Source organism: Anoxybacter fermentans, from assembly GCF_003991135.1.
In the GTDB taxonomy this organism is placed as follows: Bacteria; Bacillota; Halanaerobiia; order DY22613; family DY22613; genus Anoxybacter; species Anoxybacter fermentans.
In genome coordinates, this window is record NZ_CP016379.1 from 577,614 (window position 1) to 595,201 (window position 17,588).

Consider the following 17,588-nt stretch of genomic DNA (forward strand, 5'->3'; position numbering starts at 1 on the left):
TATGAATTATTCTAAAACCCCCTCTTTATTGAGGGGGTTTATAACATAAAAATTCCGGTATCAGTTTTTTGTACAGTATTAAGGGGGAACAGATATGTTTAAAAATTTGTTTAGTTGGAGCAAAAGAGTTAAAAAATTAGATCCTGACAAAATTCCAGAGCATGTAGCAATTATTATGGACGGTAATGGCCGCTGGGCTCAGAAGCGGGGACTACCGAGAACTGCCGGTCATCAAAAGGGAGTTCAGACCTTAAAAGAAATTTGTTACGCCTGTGGTGAGTTGGGAATAAAATATTTAACCGTTTACGCATTTTCTACTGAGAATTGGTATAGACCAACATCAGAAGTTAATTTTTTGATGGAACTTTTTAAAAAAGCTATGCGTAATGAAATTGGGGAGTTGGAAGAGAATAATGTCCGGGTACGGATTCTTGGACGACGACAGGGGGTTGACCCTGATATTCTTGCCGAAATAGATCGAGTAGAAGAGCGAACCTGTAAAAATGATGGTCTAATATTAAGTATTTGTTTTAATTATGGTGGACGTGCTGAGATTGTTGATGCGGTTAAGAAAATACTTTCAAAATATCATTTTCATGAGTCCATTGATGAAGAATATTTTAAAGAGTTTCTTTATACCCACGGTTTACCAGATGTAGAATTATTGATCCGTACCGGTGGTGAACAAAGATTAAGTAATTTTTTGTTATATCAGTCGGCATATGCTGAATTGGTTTTTACCAATGTTTTCTGGCCTGATTTTACTAAAAAAGACTTGGTCGATGCTATTTATGAATTTCAAAATAGAGAACGGAGATTTGGACGAATTGGGAAGGTGTGAGAACCATGCTTAAAAGAATTATAAGCGGTATTGTAGGAATTGCTCTGGCGGTTTTTATCATTAATTTTGGGGGATTACCGTTTTTGACAGCGGTATTGATTTTGACCGTTTTAGGATTATTGGAATTTTATCGAATGGTATCAATAAAAGGGAAAAAGCCTTTTAAGGGTGTTGGAGTAATCAGTGGTCTAATTTTAGTGCTTTTGACGTATTTTAATAACAAATCTTTTGTTATAGGAGATATAATTTTACCGGGATTAATCGTTGCTCTTTTTATGGTTTTTTCTGTTCAATTGATCAAAAATGGCACTGAGGATACCATCCAGAATGTAGCCATAACTTTTTTCGGTATTTTCTATGTAGTGGGTTTAATTTCTCATTTTATTCTGTTGCGTAATCTTAAAAACCCAATTTTACCCGGGATAAATGCCATTTATTTTGCATTAATCTGTACATGGGCGACAGATAGTTTTGCCTATTTTGTTGGAAAAAGTTTTGGACGCAAACATCTGGCTCCTAATATCAGTCCCAAAAAGACTGTGGAAGGTTTTATAGGAGGGATTTTAGGAAGTTTTTTGGCAGGTTTAATTTATAGTATAATTAACGGATTTAGTCCTTTTAAAGCCGGGGTTATTGCCTTTCTCATTGGAATTGTTGGTCAAATGGGAGATCTTTTCGAATCTGCATTAAAGCGGGATGCAGGAATTAAAGACTCAGGCAATTTAATCCCTGGTCATGGAGGAGTACTGGATCGTTTTGATAGTGCATTTTTTACTCTACCATTAACCTATTACCTTATAATTTTATTTTTTTAGAGTATGGGAAGTGAGATTATGAGGTTTGAACTAAAAACTTTGTTAATTCCTATAGGTATTATTTTAGGATTTTTTCTTTTAAAATTTACTATTGGGTATCTTTTACCATTTATATTGGCAATATTGGTAGCTTTGTTGATAGAACCGGCAGTTCAATTTTTCCAGAAACGTACCCATCTTTCCAGAGGAGTTGCTGTGTTTCTGGTGCTCCTTTTGATTTTAATAATATTTGCTATTTTTGTTGTTGCAGGAGTATCGCGAATTTATGTGGAACTTGAAAAACTTTCAAAAAACCTACCAAGTTACCAGTCTCTTTGGGAAAAATATCAATGGATTAAAAACCATAATGAAGAACTTGGGAGAAAGATGGAACGCTGGGAGCTGTCGCCAGCACAACAGGAAGCAGTCAACCGAATTTTGCAGGATTTATATTCAGCAGTGACGAATAACTTAAAAAATTTTATTAGTGAATTGTTAGGTTTATTGACTACATTACCCAATATCATAACCCTGTTTATTATTAGTTTTATCGCTACGTTTTTCATAAGCCGGGATCGGCAGATGATCGCAGGAGCATTCTGGAATATTTTCCCTAAAGAATTACAAAATAAGATGCAGTATGTCAAAAATGAGATAACTGGTGCAGTTATTGGTTTTATCAGGGCAGAGTTAATTTTAATTTCAATTACAACTATCATTGCAATTATAGGGTTAGAGATTTTAAGCAGCGATTATGCTTTGATTATTGGGTTTGCTTCGGGAGTTCTGGATTTAATTCCTGTGGTTGGTCCAAGTTTGATCTTTATTCCCTGGGCCATTTATTCTATGGTATCAGGGGATTTTGCCTATGGATTAGGGTTATTGATTGTTTATGGGGTTATGGCAGTGGTACGTGAGATAGCAGAAGCAAGGATTATCGGGAAAAGTATAGGAATTCATCCCCTTGCTATATTATTTGCTATATATGTAGGTGTTAAAGCCTTTGGTGTCAGTGGATTTTTTATAGGCCCTGCAGTGGTAGTTACATTGAATGCTCTGACAAAAGCAGGTATTATCAATATTTTTGCAGCAAAAAGGGAGTGAAAGAAGTGAAAAAGATAGCCATTCTGGGTTCGACAGGTTCTATCGGTACCCAGACCTTAGAAGTGGTGGACCAGGGTGGATTTGAAGTGATTGCTCTCTCTGCCAATTCCAGTGTAATAAAGCTGGCTACTCAAGCCCTTAAATATCGGCCCAAAATGGTTGTTTTAATGAATTCTGCTTTTTTAGATGAGTTAGAATATAGGTTAAAAGGGACAGATATTAAAGTGTTAGCCGGAATGGAGGGGCTAATTGAAGCTGTAACTGATCCAGATGTGGAGCTTATAGTCAATGCTTTGGTTGGAGCAGTAGGTATCCGCCCAACTTTAGAAGGAATCAGAGCCGGAAAGCAGATTGCTCTGGCTAATAAAGAGACTCTGGTTGCTGCAGGGGAACTGGTTATGCAAGAAGCCCAGCGATATGGAATAGATATTTTACCCATTGATAGTGAGCATAATGCTATTTTCCAGGCTTTAGCGGGTGAAGATAGGAGCAAGATTAGCCGTCTTATATTAACAGCTTCTGGTGGTCCGTTCCGCAATTATAGTAGAGAAGAATTAAAAAAGGTAACACCAGCTCAGGCTTTAAAACATCCTAATTGGGATATGGGTGGAAAAATTACCATTGATTCAGCCACTTTAATGAACAAAGGGTTAGAAGTGATTGAAGCCCACTGGCTTTTTGGAATTGACTATGATAGAATCGATGTAGTTGTTCATCCTCAGAGCATTGTTCATTCTTTGGTGGAGTTTGTGGATTCTTCTATCTTGGCTGAGTTGGGGTTACCTGATATGCGTGTTCCGATTCAGTATGCCTTAACGTATCCTGAACGTCGGAAAAATTTTCTTGAAAGATTGGATTTAGTTAAAGTGGGAGAATTGACTTTTGAAAAACCTAAACGCGATCTATTTCCATGTCTAGAACTAGCCTATCAGGCAGGAAGACGTGGAGGTACCCTGCCGGCAGTGATGAATGCTGCTAATGAAGTGGCAGTGGCAAAATTTTTGAATGAAGAGATTTCATTTCTTGAGATACCCGAATTGATCAGACGGGTTATGGAAAAACATCAGGTAATTGATTCACCAGATTTAAATCAAATTCTGGCTGCCGATCAGTGGGCCAGAGCGGAAATTGAGAGGATGGTGGAAGATGTTGACTTTTAGTCTTTTACTGGGAGCAACAACTCTTTCCAAAACTCTTGTCACCTTTGTAGTGGTACTTGGAGTTTTGGTCTTTGTTCATGAATTTGGTCACTATATTGTGGCAAAATGGGTAGGGGTTAGAGTTGAAGAATTTGCCCTGGGGTTTGGGCCAAAACTTTTTGGTTATAAAAAAGGGGAAACCATTTATTCACTCAGAATTTTTCCACTAGGAGGATTCTGTAAATTGACTGGCGAATTTCCTCATGCTGAGGAAGAACTTGAGGGAGAAGAGCTGGATTCTTATAGGGAAGCTATTCAACAAGGACGTGCTTTATATCAAAAATCTGTTTTTCAGAGATTTTGGGTTATCTTCACAGGGCCATTGATGAATTTTCTTTTAGCGGTAGTTTTGTTTACAATTATTTTTATGGCAATAGGAGTACCTTATGCTGGCTCTGATAAACCGGTGATTGGTAATCTGATACCAAATCAGCCAGCAGATCAGGCCGGGCTTAAAGTAGGTGATTTAATTCTTTCTATTAATGGTCAACCTGTGAAGGAATGGGATGATATTTCTCGAATTATTAATGAGACTGAGACTGAGTATATTACTCTTGAAATCAAAAGGAAAGAGGTAATAAAAAAATTAAAGGTTAAACCCGTAGTTGAAGAAGAAACCGGACGGAGGGTAATTGGTATTTTTCCGCAAATTATATATAGGAAAGTTGGAATTGGAACTGCTATCTGGGATGCTTTAAGACAGACCTGGTTTATGATTAAAGGGATTGTAATTGGCTTTTGGCAGATGCTTACCTTTAGAATGAGGCCTGATGTAGCAGGACCTGTTTTGATTGCGAAAATGGTAGGTGAAGCTGCGGAAGTTGGTTGGGTTTATCTATTGCGTTTAACAGCTATAATTAGTATAAATCTGGGAATTATTAATCTTATTCCCTTTCCTGCTTTGGATGGAGGTCGTATCCTTTTTTTAGGTATTGAATTGGTTCGGGGTAAAGCCGTTGATCCTGAAAAAGAAGGTTTTGTCCATTTTATTGGATTTATCATTTTGATGGCTTTGATAGCAATAATCCTGTATAGAGACATTGTAAGAATATTCTAAGGAGAGATTCTAAATGGCAAAACAAAAGAAACGGCGGGGAAGTAAATGGATAAAACCAACTCGAGCTACAGGGCGGAAAAAAGAACGTTATTGCCGAATTTGCGGTACCACTGCATCACAGGTACGGATAATGAAACATGAGAATATCTGTGAGTTATGTGTCCGGGAATTATCCAGACAAAAGGGTGGTAAATTGGCCTGTAAAGGCTGTGGAAAAGTGGTACCCAAACAGGTTAGAAAGTATAAAGGTTATTGCAAAGATTGTATATGTAGAGTTTGTGGTAAGCCTGACCCTGAATACTGTCAAAAGACAGGTTTTTGTCGGGAGTGTTCTAAAGAGATGGGGATCTGTCGAGTTTGTGGAAAAGAGGCTATGGCTCAGGTTGAGAAAAATGATGGGTTGTGTGATGCCTGTGCCAAAAAATTAAGGAGGCATTAATGATGGAAATTTATCGTCCCAAAAGGCGTCACACCCGCACTGTATATATTGGACAGGTCCCTGTAGGCGGTGGACATCCCGTTTCAGTTCAGTCCATGACCAATACCGATACCCGTGATATAGAAGCTACTGTAGCCCAGATAAAAAGGTTAGAAGAAGCCGGTTGTGAGATTATCCGGGTTGCAGTACCTGATACCGAGGCTGCAAAAAAATTAGGTAAGATTAAAAAACGGATAGGACTTCCTCTTGTTGCTGATATTCATTTTGATTATCGGCTGGCTTTAATAGCAATGGATGAAGGAGTTGACGGTTTAAGGATAAACCCCGGGAATATAGGGGACAGATGCCGGGTTGAAGAAGTAGTTAAAAAAGCGGTTGATTATAAAATCCCCATCAGAATTGGTGTCAATGCCGGTTCATTGAAAAAAGAGTTATTGGAGAAATATGGTGGGGCAACTCCAGAAGCTATGGTTGAGAGCGCTGCTCATCATGTAAAAATTCTTGAAGAATTAGGTTTTTATGATATTATAATATCTTTGAAAGCTTCGGATGTGATGCGCACTGTCCGGGCTTATCAATTGGCTTCTGAACGTTTCCCCTATCCCCTACATTTGGGGGTAACTGAGGCAGGTAGTCCCGGTGCGGGAACAGTTAAATCCGCTATAGGAATTGGCGGTTTACTTCTACAAGGGATTGGTGATACCATCCGTGTCTCTTTGACTGGTGATCCGGTGGAAGAGGTGAAAGTAGGATGGCAAATCTTGAAATCCCTTAACCTACGCCAGCGGGGAGTGGAAATTATCTCCTGTCCTACCTGTGGACGGTGTGAAATAAATCTTGAAGATATTCTTCGTCAAGTTGAAGAGCGGACTATAGCCATAAAAAAACCGTTAAAGATCGCGGTCATGGGATGTGTTGTAAATGGGCCAGGTGAGGCTAGAGAAGCCGATCTGGGTATTGCTGGAGGCCGCGGTATGGGATTGATCTTTAAAAATGGTCAGGTGGTTAAAAAAGTTTCAGAAGATAGGTTGGTTGAGGAGTTTTTAAAAGAATTAGATCAGATGGAAAATATAGTGGATGGAGGTAATGAGAGATGAGAATGTCACAATTTTATTTGCCTACCTTAAAAGAAACTCCTGCTGAAGCAGAGATTGTTAGTCATCAGTTGATGCTTCGGGCAGGACTGATTCGTAAACTGGCTTCAGGTATTTATTCTTATCTTCCTTTAGGAGTGCGGGTTTTACAAAAGATTGAAAATATTATTAGAGAAGAAATGGTACGTGCTGGTGCTCAGGAAGTTTTTCTTCCATTACTTCACCCTGCAGAACTCTGGAAGGAGAGTGGGCGCTGGTACGATATGGGGCCAGAGATGATGCGGGTTAAGGATAGAAAAGATCACGATTTCTGTATTGGCCCGACCCATGAGGAAGTTATCACAGATCTGGTTAGAAATGAGGTTCGTTCCTATAAACAGCTGCCTTTAAACTTATTCCAGATTCAGACCAAAGTAAGGGATGAGATTCGCCCGAGGTTTGGAGTTATGCGGAGTAGGGAATTTATTATGAAGGATGGTTATAGTTTTGATCTGGATGAGAAGGGATTGGATGAAACTTATCAAAAAATGTTTGAGGCCTATACGAGAATTTTTGAGCGGATTGGTTTAGAGTTCCGTGCTGTAGAAGCTGATACTGGAGCTATAGGAGGTAAATCATCCCATGAGTTTATGGTATTGGCTGAATCTGGGGAAGATGCCATTGCTTATTGTGAAGATTGTGAGTATGCAGCCAATCTGGAATTAGCGCAGAGTGAGATTTCTATAAAGGAAGAATATGAAGAGTTGAAGGATTTAGAAAAGATTTCTACTCCAAATATAAAGAGTATTAAAGATTTAGAAAAGTTTTTTGACCTTGACGGATGTAAGATGATTAAAACCCTGCTTTATGTTGCAGGAGATACTATGGTAGCTGCATTAGTGCGGGGCTGTGATGAATTAAATGAAGTAAAATTACGTAATCATCTCGGGGTGGCCAATATTCGGATGGCAACTGATGAAGAGATTATAGAAAAAACAGGTGCACCAGCTGGTTTTGTTGGTCCTGTTGGCTTAAAAAATATAAGAATTATCGCTGATCCATTGGTGATGAGGATTAAGAATGGTGTAACAGGAGCTAATGAAGCAGATTACCACTATCGCAATGTCAATCCAGGGCGAGATTTTACCGTTGCTGAAGAAGATGTGGTTGATTTGAGAACTGTTCAAGAAGGTGAAGCATGTGTTCACTGCGGTAAACCCCTTCGTATTGCCCGAGGAATTGAGGTAGGGCATATCTTCAAGCTTGGAACTAAGTACAGTGAGGCAATGGGAGCAACAATTCTTGATGAAAACGGAAAAGAAAGACCTATGATTATGGGTTGTTATGGTATTGGAGTTACGAGAATAATTGGTGCTGCAATTGAGCAAAATCATGATGAGAATGGAATTATATGGCCTATGCCGATTGCTCCTTTCCATGTAATCATTCTGCCTATTGGAAAAGATGATCAGATAATGGAAGTAGCAGAAGATATTTATGAAAAACTTATTGCACAGGGTATTGAAGCTGTATTGGATGACCGTAAAGAAAGGCCGGGTGTGAAATTTAATGATGCTGATTTAATTGGTATTCCTATCCGTGTAACCATTGGTAATCGAGGATTGAAGGAAAATGTGGTAGAGGTTAAGTACCGTGATACCGGTGAGGAGGTCAAAGTTGAAGTTGATAAGATTGTTGAGTTTATAGTGGATGAGGTGCGGAGCCGGTTATCTTAATTTGATAAGGAGTGATTTAATGAAGGTTTCAGCGGTAATTCCGGCCTATAATGAAGAGAAGACCATCGGTAATGTATTATCTGTTGTTATAGACTGCCCTGAGATTGAAGAAGTGATAGTGGTCAATGATGGTTCAACAGATAAAACATCAGATGTAGTTCGTCAATTCCCTGTTCAATTGATTGAGTTAGAAGAGAATAGGGGTAAGGGTGCAGCAATGAAGGTGGGAGTAGATAGGGCAACAGGAGATGTAATTATTTTTCTGGATGCTGACCTTATTGGCTTGACTGTCAAACATTTGCAGAAAATGCTGGCCCCGGTGTTGAATGGTGAGACAGATATGGTTATTGGAATTTTTGAACATGGACGCTTTGCAACTGATTTGGCTCAAAAGGTATCTCCTTTCTTATCTGGCCAGCGGGTAGTCAAACGTTCAGTTATCGATGGTTTAGGTAATATGGAAATGACCCGTTTTGGAGTTGAAATTGCTCTGACCCGATATGCCCTGGCCCATAATATTCCCTGTAAAGAAGTTTATCTGGAAAATATGAGTCATTTAATGAAAGAAGAAAAATTGGGATTGGTACGCGGCTTTTTACATCGTCTGAAGATGTATTGGGAGATTATAAAAATGCTTCCCAGAAGAAAATCCTCAATTAGATAAAGGGTGGTAGGTGTTGTTAAGTGAAAAAGATATTTTTATAAGATTAATTATAGCAGCTCTTTTGGGTGGGCTTATCGGTTGGGAGCGGGAACTTCATGATAGACCTGCTGGTTTTCGCACCCATATTCTGGTTTCTATTGGTTCAGCTTTAATCATGATTGTTTCTATTGGTATGTATTATTCTTTTGAAATCAGTGGTGCTGACCCTGGGCGGATTGCTGCCCAGGTTGTTTCTGGAATTGGTTTTTTAGGTGCTGGAACAATTATTCGTGAGGGAGTTAATGTCAAGGGATTAACAACTGCTGCCAGTCTCTGGACTGCTGCTGGAATAGGACTTGCCGCTGGAGCTGGATTTTATTTCAGTGCTTTTATAACTACTGGATTAGTCTTTATTGTCCTGATGTTTTTAACCAAAATTGAATTTAAGATAAGGGATAAAAAAATGATTGAAATCCGGGCCATTGATCGTCCGGGGCTTTTAGGGGATTTAGGTAATCGGTTGGGTAAATATAATGTTAATATCAAAAATCTTTCAATAGCTAATAATTCTGAAGACGATCTTATTCGGATCCATCTTCAAATTATTACACCTCCAGGTATTAATCTACACAGTTTAAATGAAGAACTTTTGCGGGTAAATGGTGTCAGTTATGTGGAGTGGACAAAATAAGGTCTCTAATAAATGTCGGAGGTCTTATTTGTTCTAGTCAGGTGGTGAAATATTTTAATCATGAAAGGAGTGTTTATAAATATGAAGTTAAAAGTAGAAAAAGAAATAATAAAATTGAGTTTGATGAGTTTCTTTTTAAATTTATTTTTCCTTGGCCCGGTTATTGTATTTTTTTTTCAACAGAGAGGCTTAGATTATTTTCAAATACTTTCATTAGAATCTATTTTAGTGCTATTTATTTTTTTGTTTGAAGTTCCTACAGGTATTTTTGCAGATAAGTTTGGTAGAAAAAAATCCATTATTTTAGGAGCATTTATAAATGTGACAAATATAGTAATTTTTCTTTTTGCAAATAGTTTTGTACATTTTGCCCTTGCCTATGCGCTGAGCGGTATATCAATTGCTTTCTTTTCTGGAACCATTGAGGCATTAATTTATGATTATTTGAAGCAAAAAAATAAAAAACATTTGATGAAACAGGCTATGGGTACTTATGGAGCTATTACTACTATGGCTTCTGTGATAGCTCCTGTTATAGGTAGTTATCTGGCAAAAGATTTGCTTCCATCTCAATTTACTCTTTTACTCTATCTTACTTTAGGAATGATATTGATTGGTTTTGTTATTTCATTGTTAATTGAGGATAGTAGAAAAAAAGATGTTGTAGGAGAAAATCCATTCATTATGTTAAAAGAGGGGATAGAATTATTATGGCAAAACAAGTCACTCCTCCGCATAGTTTTATTAAATGTATTTTCAAGTCCTTTTATATTCACCATTATGTATCTGGTTCAGCCATATTTTAAAATGTCGGATGTTAATGTGGCTTTTTTTGGAACAATAACATCAGTTGCACTTCTATTGTCGGCATTTGCCCAGAAATATGCCTATAAAATAGAAAAAATATTTGGGATAAAAAGAGGAGTTTTTCTGGTTACATTTTTACCTGGAGTTTTGTATTTATTTATGTCTTTTGTTTTTCATCCCATCTGGTCTGTAGTTTTATTTATATTTTTAAGAGCAATAATTGAGATTAGATACCCAATTTTTTCTGATTATAAAAATATTCATATTCCGGAAAAGATTAGGGCTACAGTACTTTCCCTTATATCACAGTTGAGCAGTTTTTATTTAATGATAATGCGGTTGATAATTGGGAAATTATCTGAATATAATCTCAGCTATTCCTTTATATTTATGGGTCTTGTGGTGATGGCTGCTTCTATTTACTTTAGAATTGGAGAAGATCATGTTGAATGTAAATAGGCTGTCAGGAAGGGGTCATTGAGATGGCAAAGGTTGTAATTAGTCCAGATAAAAAGAACATATTTTTAGATGAATTTATTGAAAGATTAGCCGAAAACCTTCCGACTGATAAGATAAGTAATTCTAATATATTAAATAAGTTTTCTATTCATTCAATAAATATCTATATTCGTGAAAAGCGAATGGAAATTTTTGTTGAATGTCCAGAAGGTTTTGAGATAGAGCAGGTGCAAAACTGTTTTATTCAATTGTTACATGAATTCATTCCTCAACTTGAATGTATTGATTGTAAATGGAAAGAGAAGCGGCGGGTAGAAAGTCTTAAGGAAGGGTTTAAAGAAGCATGGCCGGATTTACTCCATAAACTACAGGAGTATTTACCTACCAGTAATGGGTGGTTAGAGCGGGCCAAATGGAAGGTTCAAGGCCAGACGTTGGAGATATTAATTGAAAGTACCTTCGGCTTAAATCAATTAAAGAATAAACGCTGTGATGAATATATCCGTAGCTATGTTAGAGATGAACTGGGCTTTGATGTTGAAGTAAAGTTGGGCGTTTATGAAGTGGAATTAGCTCCACCTCCACCACCTAAATTTATTCCCCCCAGTGAAGTTCCACCACCATCTTTTCTAAGTGATTTTGGAAATGGAGAAATAAAAAATAATAATGGCGGTAGTAAAAGTAGGCGACATCAATCTAAACCGGAAGAAGGGGCTCTTTTAGGAAAAAAAATTAGTGATAATGAAAAGGTTACACCATTAAAAGAGATTACTGATGAAGAGCGTTCCATAGTTGTAGAGGGAAAAGTTTTTAAAGTAGAAGAGCGTGAGTTAAAGAGTGGTAGGAAGATTATTAGTTTCAATATTACCGATTATACTGACTCTATTACTGGAAAAATTTTTGTTGATGCTGATAATGAATTGGGGTCTCAGATTAAAAAAGGAGTCTGGCTTAGATGTCGAGGTAAAGTTCAAATTGATAAATTTTCCCAAGAACTAACACTATGGCCAGATGATATGATGGAGATTGACCGCAAGGATGGTAGACAGGATGATGCCCCCAAAAAGCGGGTAGAGCTTCATGCTCATACAAAAATGAGTGCCATGGATTCAGTAGCAGATGTAAGTGATCTGGTGAATACTGCTATAAGTTGGGGCCATAAAGCTATTGCAATAACTGATCACGGTGTGGTTCAGGCTTTTCCGGAAGCTTTTAATGCAGCAAAAGGGAAGATTAAGATAATTTATGGTGTTGAGGCATATTTTATGAATGATGGAGAAGCCATTGTTTTAAATGCTACTGATAAACCTTTAGACCAGATTGAATGGGTAGTTTTTGATGTGGAGACTACTGGGTTTAACCCAACAGAGGAGGAGATAATTGAGATTGGTGCAGTGAAGATTAAAGATGGGAAAATTATAGACCGGTTTTCTACCTTTGTTAATCCCGGTCGGTCTATTCCAGCTAGAATTACCGAACTTACAGGAATTGATGATAATATGGTAGCCGGTGCACCTACAATTGCAGAGATTATGCCCGATTTTATTGAATTCTTTAAAGATTCGGTTCTGGTAGCACATAACGCAATGTTTGATTATCGATTCCTTACAGCCGCATTAGAGAAGACGGGGTATAGTAAATTGATTTCAAATATTACCATTCTAGATACTCTCAATCTTTCCCGGGCCCTGCTCCCGGACTTGAAAAAACATAGATTAAATAGTTTAGCTGAGTATTTTGAGGTAAATTTAGAGAATCATCACAGGGCCTGTGATGATGCGGAAGCTACCGGTGAAATTTTCTTAAAGTTACTGGAAATGTTAAACAAAGATATTACCACTCTCAACGAAGTGAACAATCTAAGTAAAGAGATTGACTGGAAACGGCTCAAGACATACCATCTTTGCATTCTGGTCAAAAATAGCACCGGGCTTAAAAATCTCTATAAGTTAATATCTAAATCCCATTTGGACTACTTTTATCGTCATCCGCGAATTCCCAGAAGCCTCTTACAAAAATATCGTGATGGTTTACTCATAGGTTCAGCCTGTGAAGCAGGATATCTTTATCGGAGGGCTTTGCAGGGTGCTTCAGATGAGGAATTAAAGGAGATTATTCGCTTTTATGATTATATTGAACTCCAGCCTTTGGGTAACAACTCCTTTTTAGTTGACCAGGGTCAGGTTGGTTCTTTAGAAGAATTGAAGGAGCTTAATAAACGAATTTATCAACTGGCAAAGGAAGAGGGTAGACCAGTTATTGCGGCAGGAGATGTTCATTTTATAGAACCGCGTGATGCCATTTTTAGAGAGATTCTTATGACTGCTCAGGGGTTTGAGGATGCTGAAAACCAGGCCCCGCTTTATTTGAGAACTACAGAAGAGATGTTAGAAGAGTTCTCGTATTTTGGTGAAAATATTGCCCGGGAAATAGTCATTGAAAATACCAATTTAATTGCTGATATGATCGAAGATATCCGGCCTGTTCCCGAAGGAGTCTATCCACCCAAAATCCCAGGTGCTGATAAAGAAATTCGTGAAATGACTTATAAAAGGGCTCGTGAGATTTATGGTGAAGAGTTACCGGAAATTATCGAAAAACGTCTGGAAAAAGAGTTGAAAGCTATTATTGATAATGGGTATGCGGTTAATTATCTCATTGCACATAAATTAGTTAAAAAATCATTGGATGATGGTTATCTGGTGGGTTCCCGGGGTTCGGTTGGTTCTTCACTGGTGGCTACCATGTGTGGAATTACTGAAGTTAACCCCATGCCCCCACATTATATTTGTGAGAAATGTAAATACTCTGAGTTTATAACTGATGGTTCTGTTGGTTCCGGGCCAGATTTACCAGATAAAGATTGCCCTAATTGTGGACAAAAATTGATAAAAGAGGGCCATGATATTCCCTTTGAGGTTTTTATGGGTTTTAAAGGCGATAAAGTACCTGATATAGACCTTAACTTCTCAGGAGAGTATCAGTCCGTTGTTCATAAGTACACCGAAGAACTCTTTGGACGGGATTATGTTTTCCGGGCCGGAACCATTTCTACTGTGGCAGAACGGACAGCTTACGGTTTTGTTAAAAACTATCTGGAAGAAAAGGGAATAACAGCACGGAGTGCCGAAATTGAGCGTCTGGTTAAAGGGTGTGCTGGGGTTCGACGAACGACCGGACAGCATCCCGGAGGTCTTATGATTGTTCCCAATGATAAGGAAATATATGATTTTTGTCCAATTCAGCATCCTGCAAATGACGTAACATCTGATGTTATAACGACCCATTTTGATTATCATTCTATTCATGATAATCTGCTGAAGCTGGATATTCTGGGCCACGATGATCCGACAACAATCAGGATGCTGCAGGATTTGACGGGAATTGATCCACGGAAGATTCCACTGGATGATTTGAAGACAATGAAAATCTTCTCATCAACTGAACCCCTTGGTCTTACTCCAGAACAGTTGGGAACAACGGTGGGAACTTTTGGTATTCCAGAGTTTGGTACTCAATTTGTCCGGGGAATGCTGGAGGAAACAAGGCCGACAACCTTTGCCGAATTAGTACGGATTTCAGGTCTTTCTCACGGAACAGATGTCTGGTTAAATAATGCCCAGGATCTGGTGCGAAGCGGAACGGCTCAGTTGGCTGAAGTAATTTCTGTCCGGGATGATATAATGAATTATCTGATACTAAAAGGTGTGGATAATGATAAAGCTTTTAAAATTATGGAGAAAGTAAGAAAAGGAAAAGGATTAACTGAAGAGGAAGAAGCATTAATGCGAGAACATGATGTTCCTGAGTGGTATATCGAATCGTGTAAAAAGATTAAATACATGTTCCCGAAAGCTCATGCTGCTGCTTATGTGATGATGGCTTTCAGGATTGCATATTTTAAAGTTCATTACCCTCTGGAATTTTATGCTACCTATTTTACCATCAAAGCGGATGATTTTGATGCCCAGTTGGTTTCTAAGGGGCAGGACTATGTACGAAAAATGAAAGAAAAGCTTGAAGCAAAGGGTAGTGATGCTACAGCTAAAGAAAAAGGGATTCTTACTGTGTTAGAAATTGTCCTGGAAGCGATGCTTAGAGGGATTGAGTTTGATAAGGTAGATCTTTATCGCTCTCATCCAACTAAATTTTTAATCGATCCTGAGACGAAGAAGCTGATTCCGCCATTTGTCAGTTTACAGGGATTGGGCGAGAGTGCAGCTAGAAGTATTGCTGCCAGTCGTGAAGAAGGAGAGTTTAAATCTATAGAGGATTTAGCAACCCGGGCCAGGCTGTCTAAAACTGTAATTGAGGTATTGAAGGAACATGGAACATTGGATGGCTTGCCTGAGAAAAATCAATTGTCCCTCTTTGGTTTTTGATTTTGGGGATAGTATAAAATTTTAGCAAGATTCAAAAAAAGTATAAAAGGTTAAACTGCAAAAAGCTAATTTTTCAATCCATGAGAAATTTTTCGAACCATCTAAAGCTCGATTTCCGCCGAATAAGGCTTCCTAATCAAAGGGCCCTCCTGGCCCTTGATTAGCTCATCACCTCCTGTGATGAGGCCTTATTTCGTCGGAAATTTCGCTAAGATGGTTTAGTGAAAAATTTCTCAAGAAGCGAAAAATTAGCTTTTTGCAGTATAATCATATTACCTGAATCCGTGATGCTTTTTTAAACTATGTGTTCTCTGAACATTTTTTTAGACATCTATGAGACAAAACACAGCAATAAAGTAATTTGTTATATTACTATTTCATTAGTCTCAAAAAAAAGGAAATAAATACATTTCTTTCTAGAATAATCGAAAGATTCAAAAAAAGTTAATTTCTAACTTTATCTACTTGTTATATATCGACAATAAGATATATTCACATGATTTTATTACAAAAAGATAATTTTTCTCAATTTAATCGTGCGTAAGATATCTTTTGATAAATCTCCTTAAAAACTAAAAACCATGGACTATGACGCCCAAATGAAAGTTTATATTGTCGAGCATGGTAAACCAAACGACATGCTAAATAAATCAAATTATGAATGACTGTTCTAATAGGTCTGCGTTGGGCTTTTTTACGTAAAGGAGTTTTCGTAAAACCAACCATCATTTGCCCTATTATACGCAATATATTATAAGCCAGTACATCAAGATGTAAAATCAAATTGTTGGTAGCAAATTTGCCACTCGGCAGTCTTTCCAGATCTAAATCTGTTTTTATCTCACTATGAAATTGCTCACTGGTACCATGTTTTTCATAAGGTTCGATAATAACTTCTGGCTCATCGGGTAGACTCGTCCAGTATGTATCTACTTTGATTTTGGGCATTAGTAAAGTTTGTCCGTCTGGTAGTATGGTTTCCTCTGTAACTTTATAAATAAGTCGAATTTGATGATTGGTTTCACCATTTTCTGTCTTTTCTTTAAACTCAATTTTCTGAGAACCTAAATAAACTATTTTGCCTTCACGCTCTTTTATCATAGTTCCATTTTGTTTAGCAATGGCATACCATGTTTCAGGTTTTTCTCTACGCATGTTGCGTTTTATGATAAAGTCAGCTTTAGTTTCAGGGTTTAAACAAATCTTTCTATTTTCAATGCTGTCATAGCCCGAATCCATGCGGATCAGCAGAGGTAGTGAAGTAATTTTTTTAGCATAGCGAATAGCATTAGCCAGGAATTCAGCAATACCATTTTGAGAGTGATCCTTAAGATATAGGAGTAATTGGCGCTTTAACCTTTTTTATCAAATGGACTGCCTCTTCTAAAATAATTTTATTCCATTGTGGATGGCGTCCAACCGTATCAAGACGTTGACGTAATGTAGGACTGGAAGGTACTTGTTTTAAACCCAATAATATTGCAAAAAAATCATCTTCACGAAACTGTTCAATACAATCAAAATCATTTTTTCCCTGACACAAAAGTCCGATATGAGCTGCTACAACATCACCGTTAGAAATTGAGGGTGTGGAAACCCCTTTTAGCCTTGTTAAATTGAGACGTTTTTTTAAGGGTACGAGATTCAGCAGTTCTCCAACTAATGCTAAACCTGAATGACTGGAAATAAGTTCGTTGGATTGTTCAAGAATGAATTTCATTGACTTATTTGCACTTTCCGGGTGAAAATTAATAATCCGAAATAAATGTATTTTCCTCTATAATACTTCTATTTTTACCTAGTTTCTTCCTTTTCTAATTTTAAAAATCACGGATTCAGGTCAATTAAAAAATTATCTTTTATAACAAAAATTATTTAACAATAAAATAATTTTAAAAAACGAGAATGATAATCAGCCCTACATGTCGAAATAAAAATAAGAAAATTAAAACATAATTCAATATAGATAGGAGTTATCGATAATATTTAGAAAAAAATTATGAATATCTAAAGGGTCAATTATTAAATCATTATAAATCCTATGAATTCTAGACTAGCCATAATGGAGTTAGGTTGTTGTTCATCGGGTTAAGCTTGGTAATTTTGATAAATATAAAATAGGGGAAGGAGGTGACAAGCATGAAGGTATTGGTTCCAGCTAATAAGACAGAAAGTGGTATTATAGCAGTTCATGCACTCTGTGGACCTTGTTCGCATCTTGGTGGATGTAGAACAATTGCAGGATAATAAAGTAAAATGAGATTGGAGAAAAGTAAGTGGTGCTTTATAACCACTTACTTTTCTCCTCGCAATTATAGAAACTTTCAAAATAGAGAATATAGGAAAATATTGTATTCAAGCGA

The 17,588-nt window shown here is 37.4% G+C and carries 12 protein-coding genes and 1 pseudogene; 12 read left to right on the forward strand and 1 reads right to left on the reverse strand.

Annotation, left to right across the window (positions count from 1 at the left end; all coding sequences use genetic code 11):
- Nucleotides 1–94: 94 nt before the first annotated feature.
- From BBF96_RS02570 to BBF96_RS02625, 12 genes are all read left to right on the forward strand, one after another.
- Nucleotides 95–841, forward strand: coding sequence for an isoprenyl transferase (locus tag BBF96_RS02570; protein ID WP_127015709.1), 747 nt, complete (start codon nt 95–97; stop codon nt 839–841).
- Nucleotides 842–846: 5 nt separating this feature from the next.
- A complete protein-coding gene (locus BBF96_RS02575; protein WP_127015710.1) occupies nt 847–1,656 on the forward strand; it encodes a phosphatidate cytidylyltransferase in 810 nt (269 codons plus the stop codon).
- An 18-nt stretch (nt 1,657–1,674) separates the two neighbouring features.
- A complete protein-coding gene (gene ytvI / locus BBF96_RS02580; protein WP_164730862.1) occupies nt 1,675–2,739 on the forward strand; it encodes a sporulation integral membrane protein YtvI in 1,065 nt (354 codons plus the stop codon).
- 5 nt (nt 2,740–2,744) lie between these two features.
- A complete protein-coding gene (locus BBF96_RS02585) occupies nt 2,745–3,899 on the forward strand; it encodes a 1-deoxy-D-xylulose-5-phosphate reductoisomerase (protein WP_127015712.1) in 1,155 nt (384 codons plus the stop codon).
- Nucleotides 3,886–4,995 carry an RIP metalloprotease RseP gene (rseP, locus tag BBF96_RS02590; protein WP_127015713.1) on the forward strand — a complete coding sequence of 370 codons (1,110 nt, stop codon included), beginning with the start codon at nt 3,886–3,888 and terminating at the stop codon, nt 4,993–4,995. The genes BBF96_RS02585 and rseP overlap by 14 nt, the downstream gene beginning before the upstream one ends.
- Nucleotides 4,996–5,008: 13 nt before the next feature.
- Nucleotides 5,009–5,434: a hypothetical protein gene (locus tag BBF96_RS02595; RefSeq protein WP_127015714.1), complete on the forward strand. Its 426-nt coding sequence runs from the start codon at nt 5,009–5,011 to the stop codon at nt 5,432–5,434.
- 2 nt (nt 5,435–5,436) lie between these two features.
- Nucleotides 5,437–6,531 carry a flavodoxin-dependent (E)-4-hydroxy-3-methylbut-2-enyl-diphosphate synthase gene (gene ispG / locus BBF96_RS02600; protein WP_205665695.1) on the forward strand — a complete coding sequence of 365 codons (1,095 nt, stop codon included), beginning with the start codon at nt 5,437–5,439 and terminating at the stop codon, nt 6,529–6,531.
- Nucleotides 6,528–8,243 (forward strand): proline--tRNA ligase, encoded by a 1,716-nt coding sequence (locus tag BBF96_RS02605; protein WP_127015716.1) that lies wholly within the window; start codon nt 6,528–6,530, stop codon nt 8,241–8,243. The genes ispG and BBF96_RS02605 overlap by 4 nt, the downstream gene beginning before the upstream one ends.
- 19 nt (nt 8,244–8,262) lie before the next feature.
- Nucleotides 8,263–8,907: a glycosyltransferase family 2 protein gene (locus BBF96_RS02610; RefSeq protein ID WP_127015717.1), complete on the forward strand. Its 645-nt coding sequence runs from the start codon at nt 8,263–8,265 to the stop codon at nt 8,905–8,907.
- Between the two features lie 10 nt (nt 8,908–8,917).
- Nucleotides 8,918–9,577, forward strand: a complete 660-nt coding sequence (locus tag BBF96_RS02615) for an MgtC/SapB family protein (RefSeq protein ID WP_127015718.1) — start codon at nt 8,918–8,920, stop codon at nt 9,575–9,577.
- Between the two features lie 81 nt (nt 9,578–9,658).
- Nucleotides 9,659–10,843 (forward strand): MFS transporter, encoded by a 1,185-nt coding sequence (locus BBF96_RS02620; RefSeq protein ID WP_164730863.1) that lies wholly within the window; start codon nt 9,659–9,661, stop codon nt 10,841–10,843.
- Between the two features lie 23 nt (nt 10,844–10,866).
- Nucleotides 10,867–15,225, forward strand: a complete 4,359-nt coding sequence (locus BBF96_RS02625) for a PolC-type DNA polymerase III (protein WP_127015720.1) — start codon at nt 10,867–10,869, stop codon at nt 15,223–15,225.
- A 525-nt stretch (nt 15,226–15,750) separates the two neighbouring features.
- On the opposite strand, the pseudogene BBF96_RS02630 reads toward BBF96_RS02625, so the two are convergent.
- Nucleotides 15,751–16,945: pseudogene (locus tag BBF96_RS02630) on the reverse strand (IS1380 family transposase).
- Nucleotides 16,946–17,588 lie beyond the last annotated feature (643 nt).

What these genes read in the sequence shown, in the direction of transcription:
- BBF96_RS02605 (WP_127015716.1), top strand. Translation starts at nt 6,528, where the DNA reads ATGAGAATGTCACAATTTTATTTGCCTACCTTAAAAGAAACTCCTGCT.
- ytvI (WP_164730862.1), top strand. Translation starts at nt 1,675, where the DNA reads ATGAGGTTTGAACTAAAAACTTTGTTAATTCCTATAGGTATTATTTTA.
- BBF96_RS02620 (WP_164730863.1), top strand. Translation starts at nt 9,659, where the DNA reads ATGAAGTTAAAAGTAGAAAAAGAAATAATAAAATTGAGTTTGATGAGT.
- BBF96_RS02610 (WP_127015717.1), top strand. Translation starts at nt 8,263, where the DNA reads ATGAAGGTTTCAGCGGTAATTCCGGCCTATAATGAAGAGAAGACCATC.
- BBF96_RS02575 (WP_127015710.1), top strand. Translation starts at nt 847, where the DNA reads ATGCTTAAAAGAATTATAAGCGGTATTGTAGGAATTGCTCTGGCGGTT.
- ispG (WP_205665695.1), top strand. Translation starts at nt 5,437, where the DNA reads ATGGAAATTTATCGTCCCAAAAGGCGTCACACCCGCACTGTATATATT.
- BBF96_RS02570 (WP_127015709.1), top strand. Translation starts at nt 95, where the DNA reads ATGTTTAAAAATTTGTTTAGTTGGAGCAAAAGAGTTAAAAAATTAGAT.
- BBF96_RS02625 (WP_127015720.1), top strand. Translation starts at nt 10,867, where the DNA reads ATGGCAAAGGTTGTAATTAGTCCAGATAAAAAGAACATATTTTTAGAT.
- rseP (WP_127015713.1), top strand. Translation starts at nt 3,886, where the DNA reads ATGTTGACTTTTAGTCTTTTACTGGGAGCAACAACTCTTTCCAAAACT.
- BBF96_RS02595 (WP_127015714.1), top strand. Translation starts at nt 5,009, where the DNA reads ATGGCAAAACAAAAGAAACGGCGGGGAAGTAAATGGATAAAACCAACT.